At 44.5% G+C, this 13,646-nt stretch carries 15 protein-coding genes; 4 read left to right on the plus strand and 11 right to left on the minus strand.

Features of this window, described 5'->3' with window-relative positions; genetic code table 11:
* Nucleotides 1-11: 11 nt before the first annotated feature.
* Both serS and AAA943_RS02675 read left to right on the plus strand, forming a co-directional pair.
* Nucleotides 12-1,283: a serine--tRNA ligase gene (serS, locus tag AAA943_RS02670; protein ID WP_338222709.1), complete on the plus strand. Its 1,272-nt coding sequence runs from the start codon at nt 12-14 to the stop codon at nt 1,281-1,283.
* 52 nt (nt 1,284-1,335) lie between these two features.
* Nucleotides 1,336-1,767, plus strand: a complete 432-nt coding sequence (locus tag AAA943_RS02675) for a nuclear transport factor 2 family protein (RefSeq protein ID WP_338222710.1) — start codon at nt 1,336-1,338, stop codon at nt 1,765-1,767.
* 1 nt (nt 1,768) lies between these two features.
* On the opposite strand, the gene coaE is transcribed toward AAA943_RS02675, so the two are convergent.
* From coaE to AAA943_RS02710, 7 genes are all read right to left on the minus strand, one after another.
* The gene (coaE, locus tag AAA943_RS02680; protein WP_338222711.1) at nt 1,769-2,374 is read right to left on the minus strand and encodes a dephospho-CoA kinase; all 606 of its coding nucleotides are present in this window, start codon (nt 2,372-2,374) and stop codon (nt 1,769-1,771) included.
* On the minus strand, nt 2,364-3,332 hold the full coding sequence (locus tag AAA943_RS02685) for a YbbR-like domain-containing protein (protein WP_338222712.1): 969 nt from the start codon (nt 3,330-3,332) through the stop codon (nt 2,364-2,366). Before AAA943_RS02685 ends, coaE begins: the two co-directional genes overlap by 11 nt.
* 7 nt (nt 3,333-3,339) lie before the next feature.
* On the minus strand, nt 3,340-3,657 hold the full coding sequence (gene yajC, locus AAA943_RS02690; protein ID WP_338221240.1) for a preprotein translocase subunit YajC: 318 nt from the start codon (nt 3,655-3,657) through the stop codon (nt 3,340-3,342).
* A 4-nt stretch (nt 3,658-3,661) separates the two neighbouring features.
* Nucleotides 3,662-4,195: a DUF1573 domain-containing protein gene (locus tag AAA943_RS02695; RefSeq protein WP_338222713.1), complete on the minus strand. Its 534-nt coding sequence runs from the start codon at nt 4,193-4,195 to the stop codon at nt 3,662-3,664.
* A 97-nt stretch (nt 4,196-4,292) separates the two neighbouring features.
* Complete coding sequence (locus tag AAA943_RS02700) at nt 4,293-4,595, minus strand: YtxH domain-containing protein (protein ID WP_338222714.1); 303 nt, start codon at nt 4,593-4,595, stop codon at nt 4,293-4,295.
* A 7-nt stretch (nt 4,596-4,602) separates the two neighbouring features.
* A complete protein-coding gene (nusB, locus tag AAA943_RS02705; protein ID WP_338223089.1) occupies nt 4,603-5,787 on the minus strand; it encodes a transcription antitermination factor NusB in 1,185 nt (394 codons plus the stop codon).
* 118 nt (nt 5,788-5,905) lie between these two features.
* Nucleotides 5,906-7,006, minus strand: coding sequence for a Glu/Leu/Phe/Val dehydrogenase dimerization domain-containing protein (locus AAA943_RS02710; protein WP_338222715.1), 1,101 nt, complete (start codon nt 7,004-7,006; stop codon nt 5,906-5,908).
* A gap of 146 nt (nt 7,007-7,152) precedes the next feature.
* Here AAA943_RS02710 and AAA943_RS02715 point away from each other — a divergent pair, with 146 nt between their 5' ends.
* Nucleotides 7,153-8,943, plus strand: a complete 1,791-nt coding sequence (locus AAA943_RS02715) for an ABC transporter ATP-binding protein (RefSeq protein ID WP_338222716.1) — start codon at nt 7,153-7,155, stop codon at nt 8,941-8,943.
* A gap of 63 nt (nt 8,944-9,006) precedes the next feature.
* Nucleotides 9,007-9,330: a hypothetical protein gene (locus tag AAA943_RS02720; RefSeq protein WP_338222717.1), complete on the plus strand. Its 324-nt coding sequence runs from the start codon at nt 9,007-9,009 to the stop codon at nt 9,328-9,330.
* Nucleotides 9,331-9,410: 80 nt separating this feature from the next.
* On the opposite strand, the gene AAA943_RS02725 is transcribed toward AAA943_RS02720, so the two are convergent.
* From AAA943_RS02725 to AAA943_RS02740, 4 genes are all read right to left on the minus strand, one after another.
* A complete protein-coding gene (locus AAA943_RS02725) occupies nt 9,411-10,775 on the minus strand; it encodes a peptidylprolyl isomerase (protein ID WP_338222718.1) in 1,365 nt (454 codons plus the stop codon).
* 38 nt (nt 10,776-10,813) lie between these two features.
* Nucleotides 10,814-12,811 (minus strand): peptidylprolyl isomerase, encoded by a 1,998-nt coding sequence (locus AAA943_RS02730; protein ID WP_338222719.1) that lies wholly within the window; start codon nt 12,809-12,811, stop codon nt 10,814-10,816.
* Nucleotides 12,812-12,899: 88 nt separating this feature from the next.
* The gene (locus AAA943_RS02735) at nt 12,900-13,313 is read right to left on the minus strand and encodes an ATP-binding protein (protein ID WP_338222720.1); all 414 of its coding nucleotides are present in this window, start codon (nt 13,311-13,313) and stop codon (nt 12,900-12,902) included.
* Nucleotides 13,314-13,646, minus strand: a complete 333-nt coding sequence (locus tag AAA943_RS02740) for an STAS domain-containing protein (protein WP_338222721.1) — start codon at nt 13,644-13,646, stop codon at nt 13,314-13,316.

Here is a 13,646-nt window from a genome sequence, read left to right on the forward strand (position 1 = left end):
CCTCCATTTTCATGCTTTTAGTCAATCAAATCCGGGAGAACTATGCTACCGTTCTGGCCGGATTGCAGAAAAGAAATATCCCCAATGCCCAAGAGCTTTTGGATCAGGCCATTGCTTTGGATGATCGGAGAAAGTCCAGCCAAACCGAAAGAGATCAGCTTCAGGCTGAGGCCAATGCTCTCTCCAAATCAATCGGGCAACTGATGAAAGAAGGCAAAAAGGAAGAGGCTGAAAAAGCCAAAGCAAAAACGGGGGAAATCAAATCTCAAATCAAAGAATTGGAAGAAGAGAATTCCAAAGCCGAAGAAAGTCTCAAAAGCCTGCTTTATACCATACCCAATGTGCCTCACTTCAGTGTGCCTGCAGGAAAGAGTGCTGAGGACAACGAAATCGTATTGGAGCAGGGTACTATCCCATTCCTTCACGAGGATAAGCTCCCTCATTGGGAACTGATCAAAAAATACGACATCATAGATTTTGATCTGGGTGTGAAAATCACGGGAGCGGGCTTTCCGGTTTACAAAGGAAAGGGTGCCCGATTGCAGCGCGCTCTGATCAATTTCTTTTTGGATGAAGCCCTAAATGCAGGCTTTGTGGAAGTGCAGCCTCCCATCTTGGTCAATGAAGATTCAGGATATGGTACTGGGCAGCTGCCCGACAAGGAAGGGCAGATGTATCATTCTACAGCAGATAATCTTTACCTGATTCCCACGGCGGAAGTCCCCATTACCAATATGTACCGGGATGTGATTCTTTCTGAGGAGGATTTACCTATTCGTAACGTAGGCTACACGCCCTGTTTCCGAAGAGAAGCAGGGAGCTGGGGAGCTCATGTGAGAGGACTAAACCGACTTCATCAATTTGACAAAGTAGAGATTGTACAGCTCACCCATCCTGACAAATCCTACCAAGCCTTGGAGGAAATGAGCCGCTATGTGCAAGGACTTTTGCAAAAACTGGAGCTTCCATACCGGGTGCTTAGGCTCTGTGGAGGGGATATGGGCTTTACTTCAGCTTTGACTTACGATATGGAAGTATTCTCAGCCGCACAGGAAAGATGGTTGGAAGTAAGTTCCGTTTCCAACTTTGAGACGTATCAGACCAACCGGTTAAAGCTGCGATTCAAAGGGGAGGACAAAAAGACCCAATTGGCTCATTCTCTCAATGGTTCTGCACTTGCTTTGCCAAGGATTGTGGCTTCTATTCTAGAAAACAATCAAACCCCGGATGGTATTCTCATGCCAAAAGTACTTGTTCCTTACCTGGGATTTGATAAAATCTAATTTGCTCCAAACCATCAGAAATGGCGGTTTTTCTTTTTTCATTCCTATAAACATGAAAAAATCAGTTCTATTTATTCTCACACTTCTTCCGATTTTCTCTTTTGCTCAGTCCCAATTGGAAGAAGAGAAAAAAGCAATAGCTGCAACTGTTCAGCTCTATTTTGAAGGGATGATCGAGCGGGACGCAGGTAAATTGGAGGAAGCCTTTCTCCCGGATGCGCGATTGATTGGGTATCGGGGGGATCAACTTTTTGTCACCCCTTTTGAAGATTGGAAAGCAGGTACGGCGAAGGGAAGTCCCAGAAACCCGAATGACTTTAAAAATGAACTGAAGAATATCAAAATAGTCGGCGAAATGGCTTTAGCCGAAACAGAGCTGTTCTGGCCTGGGATTTATTATTACGATTACCTCACGCTTTTGAAAATCGAAGGAAAGTGGAAAATTGTCCACAAAAGCTGGTGGGAAAGGTCTTTGGAAAAGTAAATCAGATCTCTTCGAGTAGTTTTTGATGAATCTCGAGGACTTGAGGAATAAGCAGCTTGTTTTCAGAATTTTTGATCACAAAGTCAGCCAGTTCATTTTTCGTTTCATCGGGTAGCTGCTGATCGATAATGGTGTTGACTTGGGATTCGGAGCGATGGGGATCTCTCATCAATACTCTGGCTATCCTCACCTTCAAGGGCGAGCTTACATTGATGATTTTATCCAACTGCTTGGCTGAACCGGTTTCGAAAAGAAGAGCTGCTTCTTTGAGTACGTAAGGGACTTTCTGCTCCAGGGTCCATTTGTCAAAATCCAAACCCACTGCCGGATGGACCAGGGCATTGATTTTTTTAACCTTTTCAGGATCCGAAAAGACCTGTTCTGCAAGATATTTTCGGTTGAGCGCCCCTTCTTGGGTATAGGAGTTAATGCCGAATTCTTCGGTAATTTTTGATTTGAGATTGGGATCATGCTCCATGAGCCATTTTGCCCGATCATCTGCAGAGTACACTGGGATTCCCAACAGGCCAAAAATCCTGCATACGGTGGATTTGCCCGAGCCAATCCCTCCCGTTACGCCTACTTTCCATGAGCGCTTATTGTCCATATTTCAGACGGATTTGCTCCGGATTTACTTTGATTTCTTTGATGAATTTGGGGGATGGGGATACCTGAATATCCAGGGTACTGTCGGAGCGGTTTCTTTTGGAATAGTCCAAAATGGCCTCAAACTCCAGTTCCTTGAGTTCGTCGACAAAGCGCTCGTCGACCAAATAGGTCATTACAGGAGTGATTTCCTCATCTTGAAGGGAAACTGTTCGTGGGAAATTGATTTTTTTGATCTTCAGTCGCTTATTGCCTTCCAGAAAATTGACCACTACAAAGGAAACTTGGATTTCCTGAATTTTTAGCTCTACAAATTCTGCCAATGACTTTTCCAAGGAGAGCTCCACAACTTGGGAGAAATTCTCATCCAGATTTCTCCGATCCAATTGAACCGGGAAAAATCCTTCATAAAGTGCAAGGACCGAGCTAGGGCCTTTGACGGTGATGGATTGGGGCTCAAAGGATATATCCCCTTCAATGATTGCGTTTTTCGCCAGCGTGTAAGAGGCAGAATCAAGCTTTGGTATGAGTGCAATCGTCTCAATCCTATCAATCTGATAGGAAATTGAATCTTCCAGGAGCCCAATCAGCTGAGTTGGAGTAAGAAACTCTCCCAAAGATCGTTTGAGGTCCGAGGTCAGTAGGAAGTTTTTCTCAGCAGGATTGGCCAAGGGAATAGGATAGGGAGGTTCATTCAGATTGAAGTATTTTCTCAACAAATCCCAACCGTTGCCGGTGATCTGAATCTGTATACTCTTAGGAAGAGGTTTTACTGGGAAAAATCGTTCTGTGTCGTATTCCCAAGCGATGGGATAATCGACAATAGTGGTATAATTGTCCTTATTCAGGGCATTTAAAATCCAAAAAGTGGTAGCTGCAAGGATGCAGAGGACTACCACTTTCAGATTGGAGAGTTTTCGGGAAGAAATCCTGCGAGAGGATTTTTTGGTATCCGGCAAAGCTCAATTATTTGGTTGAAGCTGTCTTTTTGGAGAAGTCTAAAGAAATGGCGGATTTTTCCACTTTTACTTTGAGTCCACGGTCCAGTTCGATATAGACCACATCGCCTTCTACACTACTTACTTTCCCGTGAATTCCGCCGATGGTGACGACTTCATCCCCTTTTTTAATTTCTTCGATAAACTTCTTGGTTTCTTTTTGTTTTTTCTGCTGTGGTCTGATCATGAAGAAATACATGATCAAAATGATGGAACCAAAGAGAAAAACCTGACCAAGAATGCCTGCTCCCCCTGCGGGAGCCTGAGCGAGTATGTAATTCAGCATGTGATTATCTCTTCAGAGGACCAGCCGGAGCAGCAGCTCCTGCCAATTTTGGAGTAACAGAGCCCTTCATTCTCAATCGGGTCACTGTTGGGTTGGTATTGGCTTGGATAGTCACGGTAGGCGCCTGAGATCCGGATTTTGCGGCAGAGTTAAATACCACTTTCACAAAACCGGTTTCTCCTGGATTGACTGGGCTTTTGGTCCAGTCAGGGCTGGTACATCCACAGGATGCGGTGATGTTGGAAATGACCAAAGGAGCCTGTCCGTTGTTGGTAAAGTTGAAGACGTGCTCCACTACCTGACCTTCGTTGATTGTCCCAAAATCATATTCCATCTCTTTGAATTCGAATGCCCCCAATGAACTTGGGTCTGCAGTGGTTGCCGTCTGTACGTTTACCGGAGTTACTGCAGTGTTGGAGTTTTCTAGTTGGGCGATTTTTTCTTCCAAAGCTTTGATTTTGTCCCCTTGATCGTCCTTTTGGTTGCATGCACCCAGCAAGACTACCACAGCCATTGCGCTAAGAAATTTAATTTTCATAGGATTGTTGTTGTTTGATTATTTATCTGATTTTCAAATGAACCTGTCCATGAAACTCCAACTTTTAGCTATTGGTTTCCGGGACAAGATCTGCCGATCAGTTTTTACCTTGGTTGATTTGTTCGATCAGTTTATTCACGTCGCTGAGCAGATTCTCTGCTTTGTTTTTGGCTTCATTGATGACTCTTTTGCCTTCTGTTTTTGCTTCATTCAAGTGAAGCTCTTTGCCTTCAACCAGTTCTTTGATCAGTTCTTCCAGCTCTTTTTGGTATTTAGAGAGTTTGAAGGTAAGCTTATCTCTGGTATTGGCACCAGTATCCGGTGCAAATAGGATTCCCAAGGCAGTGCCTACGCCGGCACCAACTAGAAAGGCGAGTAAAGTATTGCTGTTCTTGCTCATAGTTTTCTTATTTATTGTCTAAAAGTCCCCGACCACTCTTACGAATTTGGCCGCTTTCGGTTAACTCTTTGGATAAAACATCCAGCAATCCGTTGACAAACTGCTTGCTTTTTGGCGTGCTGTACGTTTTTGAAATGTCAATGTATTCGTTGATACTGACCTTTATGGGAATACTCGGGAAGTTTTTCATCTCTGCAAGTGCCATAGAGATGATCACTTTGTCAGTGAATGCCAGCCGTTCGATATCCCAGTTTTTTGTTTTTTGTGAGATCAGTGCCTTGCTTTTCGCATCGTTTTCGATGGTGAAGTTAAAGATATTTTGAAAAAATTCCCTGTCTTCGTCCCAGTTCATGGCAATTTCCGGTAATCCGTTATCCTCAGAATCATAGATATGGGATGCATTTTTCAAAACTTTGGATGCGAGACTTCTTACCACAGACTTGTTTTCGGTCCAATTGAGATCTTTTTCCGAGAAGAAATTGAGCATCACTTCATTTTTGAAGATGATTTTTTTGAGTAGGTCGTCTGCGAGCTCATAATCTTGCTCTACCGTAGGTTCGGCGATTTGCAAATAAGCTTGGTAAATTTCGCAGGGCTTGATGTAATCTCTAAACCATTCTTTGATCTCTAGTTCAATATCGTCCAGATTGACCTGATTTCGGACGAGTGCATTCTGGTAGTCCTGAGATTCCCGGATTTTGGCCAAAACCTGGTTTTTTGCCAGATTGAGGTCATTTCCGAAACCAATGGGACTGTCTCCTGAAAGCTTTTTCTTTTTGGCAAAGTCTTTTTCTACATGAAGGGCGAATGCCTGCAAGAGTTCAATAGCGAGCAGATAAAGCTGTGGAATTCGCTCAGCAGAAGCCACCATATTTTTAAGCAGAAACTGCTGATCTTTCTCATTGGCCTTATGGAATTGTTTTAGTGCTTCCAAAACCACTTTTTTGATTTTGGGGCTTGCATCTGAAGCACCCAAAAGTTGAGGGTTTTCAAGATTTTGATCAAAGAGACGGAGGGCTTGCTCAGCCTCTTTGTTCAATAAAGCTTTATCCTGTACCTCCATGCTGTTTAGATCAGGAAGGAAGGATTCTTTGATGAAATCCTTGGCTAGGTTAAGGTTGGATCCTTTGCATTGTTCGTAGGCGTAGAGATTCTGAAAAGCCTTGACCCTTAGGATTCTTCTGTTGAGCATAGTAGTGTTAAAGAGCTGTAAATATAGGGAATTTGGCAGTGCCAAACCCATAGTATTGGGGACAAAAAACCCACCGATTCTTTCCAATCGGTGGGTTTTCTAGCGAGTAGGTCGAGAATCAGAAGGATAGTTTTACCTTTCCAATAGCTTCAATTCTTTCTTTGGCTGCTTTGATGGCAGCTTCCTGAGCTGGAATATTCTCCTTCTCGGACTTATTCAAGATGGCAAGACAGGTATCGAAGATTTTTTCTGTCTGCTTGAAGACGAGTTCTTCATGGTAGTCACCATAGTATTCTGCACCTACATTGATCACTCCACCGGCATTGATCAGGAAATCAGGGGCATAGATGATGCCTTTTTGCATGAGAATTTTGCCGTGTTTGTCTTCCTCTGCCAGCTGATTGTTGGCTCCGCCGGCTATGACTGCGCACTTCAGTCTGTCGACCGTTTGATCGTTGATGGTGGCACCAAGTGCACAGGGTGCATAGATGTCCATTTCCAAATCGTAGATCACGCCCGGATCGACTACAGTAGCCCCGCTGTTTTTGGCTACTTCCTGTAGCTTGTCTTCGAAAATATCGGTAATGAAGATTTCGGCTCCTTCTTTCACCAGGTGTTCGATGAGGTATTTGCCTACTTGTCCCACACCTTGTACTGCGATTTTTTTGCCGGAGAGGGAATCCGTCCCGAATGCCTTCTTTGCTGCCGCCTTCATCCCCACATAGACTCCGTAAGCGGTCACCGGCGAAGGGTCTCCAGCTCCTCCTTTGATCTGAGGAAGTCCGGTGACATGATTGGTCTCCATGGCAATGTACTCCATGTCGGAAGTTTTCATATTGACATCTTCTGCAGTCACGTACCTTCCGCCCAAACTTTCCACAAATCTTCCGAATCTTCTCAGGAATGCCTCGTTTTTTAATTTTGGGTCACCAATGATTACGGCTTTTCCTCCGCCCAGATTCAGGCCTGCGAGGGAATTTTTGAAGGTCATGCCTCTGGAGAGTCGCAATACATCCGTGATAGCCTCTTCTTCGGTAGCATAAGGCCACATTCTCGTCCCTCCAAGCGCCGGGCCCAAAATTGTATTGTGAATTCCGATGAGTGCTTTCAGTCCCGTTGCCTGGTCATGGCATACTACCAACTGCTCGTGGTCCATCGTGGTGATCTGTCCGAATATGGATCCTTCCTTCACCGTTTCGGTCGTTTTAATCTCTAACATGCGAACTTAGCTTTTTAGAATGTGTTATATTTGGGTTGTGTCCTTTGCTATCAGGCCGATACAAAATTAAATACTTTTATCAGCCTTCAAAGCAAACTCATCCGCAGTTTAATTAAGTTTATTTCCGTTTTAAAAGTTTTTATTTGGTGAAGCCGCTTTGGAGATTAAATAAGTATTTGTATAAATACAAGGGATTGTTGCTTTTGGGAATAGGATTTACTGTCATTTCCAATGTCTTTGTTATAATCCCTGCACAGTTGGTAAGAATTGCCATAGATTATGTGGTGGAGAGCTTTGCGCTTTATCGCCCGCTGATGAATGGAGGATTGGGTGAAGCGGCCAGGGATAATTTTCTCCAATACGTTCTGGTTTTTGGACTCTTGATCTTGGCCATGGCTTTGTTGAGAGGTTTTTTCTTGTTCTTGATCCGGCAGACGATCATAATCATGTCCCGCAGGATCGAGTACGACATGAAAAATGAGCTTTTTGACCATTATCAGAACCTTCCTTTAAGTTTTTATCGAAAAAACAGTACCGGTGACCTGATGGCACGAATATCTGAAGATGTGAGTAGGGTGAGAATGTACCTGGGACCGGCGATTATGTACGGGATCAATCTTTTGGTTCTTTTTCCTCTGGTGATCTTTTACATGGTATCTGTCAATCCTGAATTGACTTTGTACTCGCTACTGCCTCTACCCGTGCTTTCCTTGAGCATTTATTTTGTCAATAATCTAATCAATGAGCGATCGGAAAAAATTCAACGGAGTCTCTCCGGATTGAGCACTTATGTGCAAGAAGCTTTTTCCGGTATTCGGGTATTGAAGGCCTTTGTCCGTGAGGAAGATTCTTCCCGGGCATTTGCAGAGGCAAGTGAGGAATACAAAGAGAAATCTATTTCTCTGACTAAGGTGAACGCCTTGTTTTTTCCCTTGATTATGGCTTTGGTGGGGATATCCACCATCATTACCGTCTATATCGGAGGATTGCAGGTAATAGAAGGACAGATCGGCTACGGTGTGATTGCGGAGTTTATTCTTTATGTCAATATTTTGACCTGGCCGGTGACTTCCTTGGGCTGGGTGACGAGTATTGTTCAGCGTGCTGCGGCCTCCCAAACGCGAATCAATGAGTTTTTGGATGTCAAAAACGAAATGATCAGCACAGAAAAGATAAAGACCGAACTGGAAGGGAATATCGAGGTCAAAGATCTGACCTTTGTCTATCCAGATTCAGGCATCAAGGCATTGGACTCAATCTCCTTTCAGATCAAATCCGGTCAGACGTTGGGAATCATCGGGACTACCGGATCGGGTAAGTCGACCATCGCCAATCTCCTGATGCGCATGTATGACCCGAGCTCGGGAGTGATCAAAATAGACGGAAGAGAGCTTCCCAGATATGAAGTGGCAGGACTGAGGAGACAAATCGGGTTTGTGCCTCAGGATGTGTTTTTGTTTTCGGATACCATTGCAAATAACATTGCCTTCGGTCTTGACCAAGCCGATCCCGAACTGATCGAAAAGGCGGCCAAGGATGCGGATGTATATCAAAACATCGTTGATTTTCCCAAAGGATTTGAGACCCTATTGGGAGAAAGAGGGATTACCCTTTCCGGAGGGCAAAAGCAACGGGTTTCCATCGCAAGGGCCATTGCCAAAGAGCCAAAAATTCTCATTTTGGATGACTGCCTATCTGCGGTGGATACCAAAACGGAGAATGCGATTCTGTCTGCTTTAAAATCCATCATGAAAGACCGGACTTCAGTGATTATTTCCCATCGGGTGTCATCAGCTAAGCTGGCAGATCATATCATCGTGCTCCATGACGGAAAGATCATCGAGCGGGGAAATCACGACTTCCTGATGGAGCAAAAAGGGGTCTATGCAGAGCTATACGAAAAGCAGACTCAGGCAGGAGAGCCAGTGGATTCCTAGGAATAGCTGTTGAATTTCAGCTTTTTCCGTAACTTCATGACTCAGAACTAAAATTTTTGAACCATGAAAAAAAAGAAAACGACCGTAGACGAAATCGAAGAAGTCCTTCAGGAAGTCGGTAAAAAGATAGAGGAGTTGGTAGAAAAGGGGAAAGAGGCCGGTTCAGATGTAAAGGAGGAGATCGAGAAAAAAATCAAGGATCTCAAGGAAAACAAGACTTCTCTTGAGGACGAGCTTAAAAAAGCCAAGGAACTGCTAAAAAAAGAATTCGAAGAAAAGAAAGAGGAAATTGAGCCTAGACTGAAGGAATCCAAAGGTTTTCTCAGAGAAGGATTCAAGCAACTGGGTCTGGCATTTAAGTCGCTCTTTGGCAAAGGCAAATCCTAAACCAGTACCGCTCACTGAAAAAAACTACCCTCCTGAAATCCGGTTTTCGGGAGGGTAGTTTTTTTAGTTAGTATGGGTGTTTACTTAGCCTGCAGGGCATTGCAGCGGTCATAGCTCGGGTCAATATCTATAAAGACGTCCTCTTTGGCAGTCAAAAACCATTTTTCGAGAAGTTCATCCTCTTTTCTTCTCAAGGTGGCGGCTTTTAGCTTTTCGTAGTCATCTTCCAGATTTGCACGATGAGCGGGGTATCGGGCTTTGTAGAATAGAATTCTAACCTTTACTCCTTCTCTCGGATCTTCAAATCTCATGGGCTTGGTCATCTGACCTACCTGCATGGTATCTATGGTAAAATAGAGTACCGGATCTTCCAGGGTTCTTAGAGACAGTCGGTTGGAATTGGTCGCAGGATCTACAAAGAAGCCCCCGTTGTCAGAGGTGTTTCGGTCATCCGAATATTCCTTTGCTGCCTTGGCAAATTCGATTTTCCCGCTTTCGATTACTGTTTTTAAACTGTCCAGATAGCGCTCAGCTTTCAGGACATCCTCTTCTGTAGCTTCCGGGATCAATAATATATGCCGGGTGTTGTAGGAGGTGCCTCGGTTTTCAAGCAATTGGATCATGTGAAAACCAAATTGGGTTTCCACCGGATCGCTGATTTCTCCAGGACGAAGGGCAAGGGCGGTGGATTCGTACTGCGGGGCAAGTTCTCCTCTTCGGAAGAATCCCAAGTCTCCTCCCTGAGCAGCGGAACCTGGGTCTTGAGAGTATTTTCTTGCCAAATCGGCGAAATCAGCCTTTCCATCCGAAATATCCTGTTTGAACTGGAGCAGTTGGTTGACCATCTGATCTCTAAGGTTGGGATTGATGGTCGGTTTTTTGACAATTTGTCCTACCGTTGCTTCCGAGGTAAACAGCGGGAGAGAATCCTGAGGGATGCTGTTAAAAAAAGACCTCACTTCTGCCGGAGATACCGTGACTCCTTCTGTGATTTTGGATCTCATCCGGGTCACTATGAGTTGTTCGCGGATGACATCTTCAATTTCTGCTTTGAGTTGGTCAGCTGTTTTGCCGTATACCTGCACCAATACATCCTCATCTCCTCCAAACTGCTGCATCACGGCACTGAATCGATTGTCCACCTGAAGCAGGACTTCTGCATCGGTCACAAAAATGGAGTCGATTTCCGCTTTGGCGATCATTAGTTTGTTAATCAGCAGGGATTCGAATACATCACATCGGCTAGGGGCTTCAATTCCCTGCTGAGCCTGAGCGAGAGCCTCGAGATAGGATCTCTGTACATCAGATTCCAACAGGATATTGTTGTCCACTTTGGCTACAATCTTATCCAAAACCTGCCCGGTCTGGGCGGCCTCTTGGGCAAAGGTCACACCTGAAAGTACTGCAAAGGTCAGAATGAGAAATAGATGGTTTAAACTTTTCATAGGAATAGTGCCTCCTGTCAATCTTTTCAGATCAGCGGTTATCGATTGAGGGCCAAATAAGCCTCTTCTTTCACTGCATTGTTTACGCTGACAGGATACTTTGTTTTTAGCGATTGGGTGAGTGTATTTTCCAAATAATCCTGGTAATCCCGGATTACCAAGCCTCTGGATTCTTCAAATTTTCGTGGTCCAGGAGTAAATTTTTGACCAATCAGGATCAAATAAGTCTGACCATCCAGCTGAAGCTCCTGGTAATTTTTGCTCAGATCCGCTTGGGATAGCACAGGGTGATCTTCGATTTCGAGTACTCCTGACTGGGTTTGAAAGGCAAGGGGAGTTTTGCTTCGGAAGTTTTCTTCAAAAGACTCAATGACTGAAGGACTGTATCCTCCATTACTAAGTTGGTTCTTGGCAGTATTGAGCTGTCCCGGATCGAGCACCTTGACTACGTAAGCCTCCACTCTTTCCTTCCATTGGTAATTCGTGATGTTTTTGCGATAAAACTCTACCTGACCCAAAGAATCGGTTAGCCCTTTTTGCCAAACCTCCTTGTTCATCAGGGAAAAGAGCAAAATTCCATCCCTATATTCTTTGATGAGCATTTGATACTCTTTATTTCCCGATGAGATATCCCTGACCTCAGTTTCGGATAGGATGTGGGCCACATACCTGTCATACCAATAGTCGAACGTTCCTTCTTTGGGAATATTTCTTACCTCCAGGTCCTTCATGTAATCTGCCAGGTCCTTAGCCAGGTAAGTTTTGTTCTTCAGAGTGAATAATGGGGACTGGGAAAGACTTCTGCTTTCGAGTTGAGTATTGAAGTCTGCTTTAGCGACCCCGTTGAGTTCTTGCCCCAATCTGGAGACAGAGGTTTCGTCTTCTTTGAATCCATAGCGTGCTTTCTGGACTGCCACTACCTGGGATTGAATCATTCGTGAGCGGCTGTCCCTTAGGATTTTTGACCGAATACTTTCTTCCAATTCCTCAAATGGGGCAAGGGGTTTTTTATCTTCCAGGCGGAGTATGTGGTATCCATATTGGGTGCGGATAGGAGGGGATACTTCTCCGATTTCTGAGAGGGAAAATGCCGCCATCTCAAAATCAGGAATCATGGACCCAACGCCAAACCAAGGAAGAATTCCCCCTCTTTGATTGCTGGCCAAATCCTCGGAATAATTTAGTACAATGTCCTCCCAAACGGTGGATTCTTTCTGGATTTCGGTGTAGATATCCGCAATTTTCCTTCTCGCATTGGCTTCCTGAAGCGAGTCTTTGGGCTCAAACCTGACCAGAATATGAGAAACCTGAACCTGACCGGGGTTAGGCTTGCGGTCTTGCACCTGAATGATATGATAGCCAAAATTGGTCAGGACAGGGTCCGAAACCTGGCCTGTCTGCAGATTGAATGCCGCGTCTTCAAAAGGCTGAACCATCTGTAGGCTGGTAAAATATCCCAAATCTCCCCGGTTGGACTGGGCAGAAGGGTCGTCGGAATATTGGACGGCCAATTCGTTGATATTCGCTCCGTTTTCTATATCTCCCTTGACTTTAAGTGCCATTTTCAGGACTATAAGGCTATCCTCTGTGCTGGCATTGGTGGGAAATTGAAATAGAATATGGCTGGCCCGGATGATTTCCTGCATCCTGGAATATGCTTTTCTCAATTCCCCTTCCTCTAAAGAATTTCGGATGAGAAATGGGGCGATCAAAGTTTCTTTGAATGACTCCAATTCCCGCCTAAACTCTTCTGTCTGATCCAAGCCTTGGGCCTCGGCTTCCCGGACTTTGAGCTGATAATTGATAAAGAGATCGAGGTTTTCTTCAAACTCCTCTCTACTAATTCCCGGGGACGAGTTTACCGGACCCGATTTGGATAGGAGGTAGATGAGTTCATCCCGCTGTACAGGTTTTCCCCCCACGGTCAAGAGTACGGACGAGACCTCGGAGTCTTGCCCAAATGACGGGGTAACAAACTTTCCTGACAGGGAGATGAAAAGTGAAAAAACAAATGCCGAAATGATCCGGTGCTTCATGAAATGGAATTCCTATTTGACGATGCAATGTTACAAATTTATCAGGAATTCAGGGAGATTGCTTTTATAAGAGAGGATTTAACCAAAATTAGGAACGAAACCATTTAATCAGCCTGCAGGTATTCACCCCATCTTTGGATTCAAACTCAATTTCGTCCATAATTTTCCTGACCAGAATGATACCCAATCCCCCTTTTCGTTTTTCTACCATCACTTTTTGAATATCGGGGATTTCATATTCCAGCAGATTAAAGGCTTCTCCCTGATCTGAAATTTCTACGATGAGCTTATCTTCCGAATCTTTGATTTCCAGATGGATTTGGTCTTTGGGGTTGCATCCATGGGAATGGATAATCAGATTGGCACATACTTCCTCTACGGCCAGGGTGACTTGATGTCGATCGATTTCCGAAAGCGCATAATTTTCCAGGGAGCTTTGGATAAACGCCCGCAGATTAGCCAAAGCAGAAGTTTGGCAGGATATGTCTACCTGGTATTTCATTTAACTGGCCAATGCTTCGGTTTTGTCCGGGAAAATCGGAATCAGCTTGTCCAAGCCCAGAATCCGGAATACTTCCACGACTTTGGGACTCAGCCCCGAAATTTTCAGACTGATTTCTTTCTCTTGAAATTCCTCCAGATAGGACATGAAAACTCCCAATCCTGCTGAGGAAATATATTCCAGCTTTCTGCCGTCTATCAAAATAGAACGGGAGCCATTTTGGACCAATTCCTGAATGGCCTCATCCAGAATGACAGAGTTACTGGCATCTACCTCTCCGTCAAGGCTAAGGATATCATGTAAGTCTTCTTTGGTTTTTTCCACTAGGAGCAT

The organism is Algoriphagus confluentis (assembly GCF_036245625.1).
Taxonomy (GTDB): domain Bacteria; phylum Bacteroidota; class Bacteroidia; order Cytophagales; family Cyclobacteriaceae; genus Algoriphagus; species Algoriphagus confluentis.

What these genes read in the sequence shown, in the direction of transcription:
- AAA943_RS02735 (WP_338222720.1), bottom strand. Translation starts at nt 13,313, where the DNA reads ATGAAATACCAGGTAGACATATCCTGCCAAACTTCTGCTTTGGCTAAT.
- AAA943_RS02700 (WP_338222714.1), bottom strand. Translation starts at nt 4,595, where the DNA reads ATGAGCAAGAACAGCAATACTTTACTCGCCTTTCTAGTTGGTGCCGGC.
- AAA943_RS02720 (WP_338222717.1), top strand. Translation starts at nt 9,007, where the DNA reads ATGAAAAAAAAGAAAACGACCGTAGACGAAATCGAAGAAGTCCTTCAG.
- AAA943_RS02710 (WP_338222715.1), bottom strand. Translation starts at nt 7,006, where the DNA reads ATGTTAGAGATTAAAACGACCGAAACGGTGAAGGAAGGATCCATATTC.
- yajC (WP_338221240.1), bottom strand. Translation starts at nt 3,657, where the DNA reads ATGCTGAATTACATACTCGCTCAGGCTCCCGCAGGGGGAGCAGGCATT.
- AAA943_RS02675 (WP_338222710.1), top strand. Translation starts at nt 1,336, where the DNA reads ATGAAAAAATCAGTTCTATTTATTCTCACACTTCTTCCGATTTTCTCT.
- AAA943_RS02730 (WP_338222719.1), bottom strand. Translation starts at nt 12,811, where the DNA reads ATGAAGCACCGGATCATTTCGGCATTTGTTTTTTCACTTTTCATCTCC.
- coaE (WP_338222711.1), bottom strand. Translation starts at nt 2,374, where the DNA reads ATGGACAATAAGCGCTCATGGAAAGTAGGCGTAACGGGAGGGATTGGC.
- AAA943_RS02740 (WP_338222721.1), bottom strand. Translation starts at nt 13,646, where the DNA reads ATGCTCCTAGTGGAAAAAACCAAAGAAGACTTACATGATATCCTTAGC.
- serS (WP_338222709.1), top strand. Translation starts at nt 12, where the DNA reads ATGCTTTTAGTCAATCAAATCCGGGAGAACTATGCTACCGTTCTGGCC.
- AAA943_RS02725 (WP_338222718.1), bottom strand. Translation starts at nt 10,775, where the DNA reads ATGAAAAGTTTAAACCATCTATTTCTCATTCTGACCTTTGCAGTACTT.
- nusB (WP_338223089.1), bottom strand. Translation starts at nt 5,787, where the DNA reads ATGCTCAACAGAAGAATCCTAAGGGTCAAGGCTTTTCAGAATCTCTAC.
- AAA943_RS02695 (WP_338222713.1), bottom strand. Translation starts at nt 4,195, where the DNA reads ATGAAAATTAAATTTCTTAGCGCAATGGCTGTGGTAGTCTTGCTGGGT.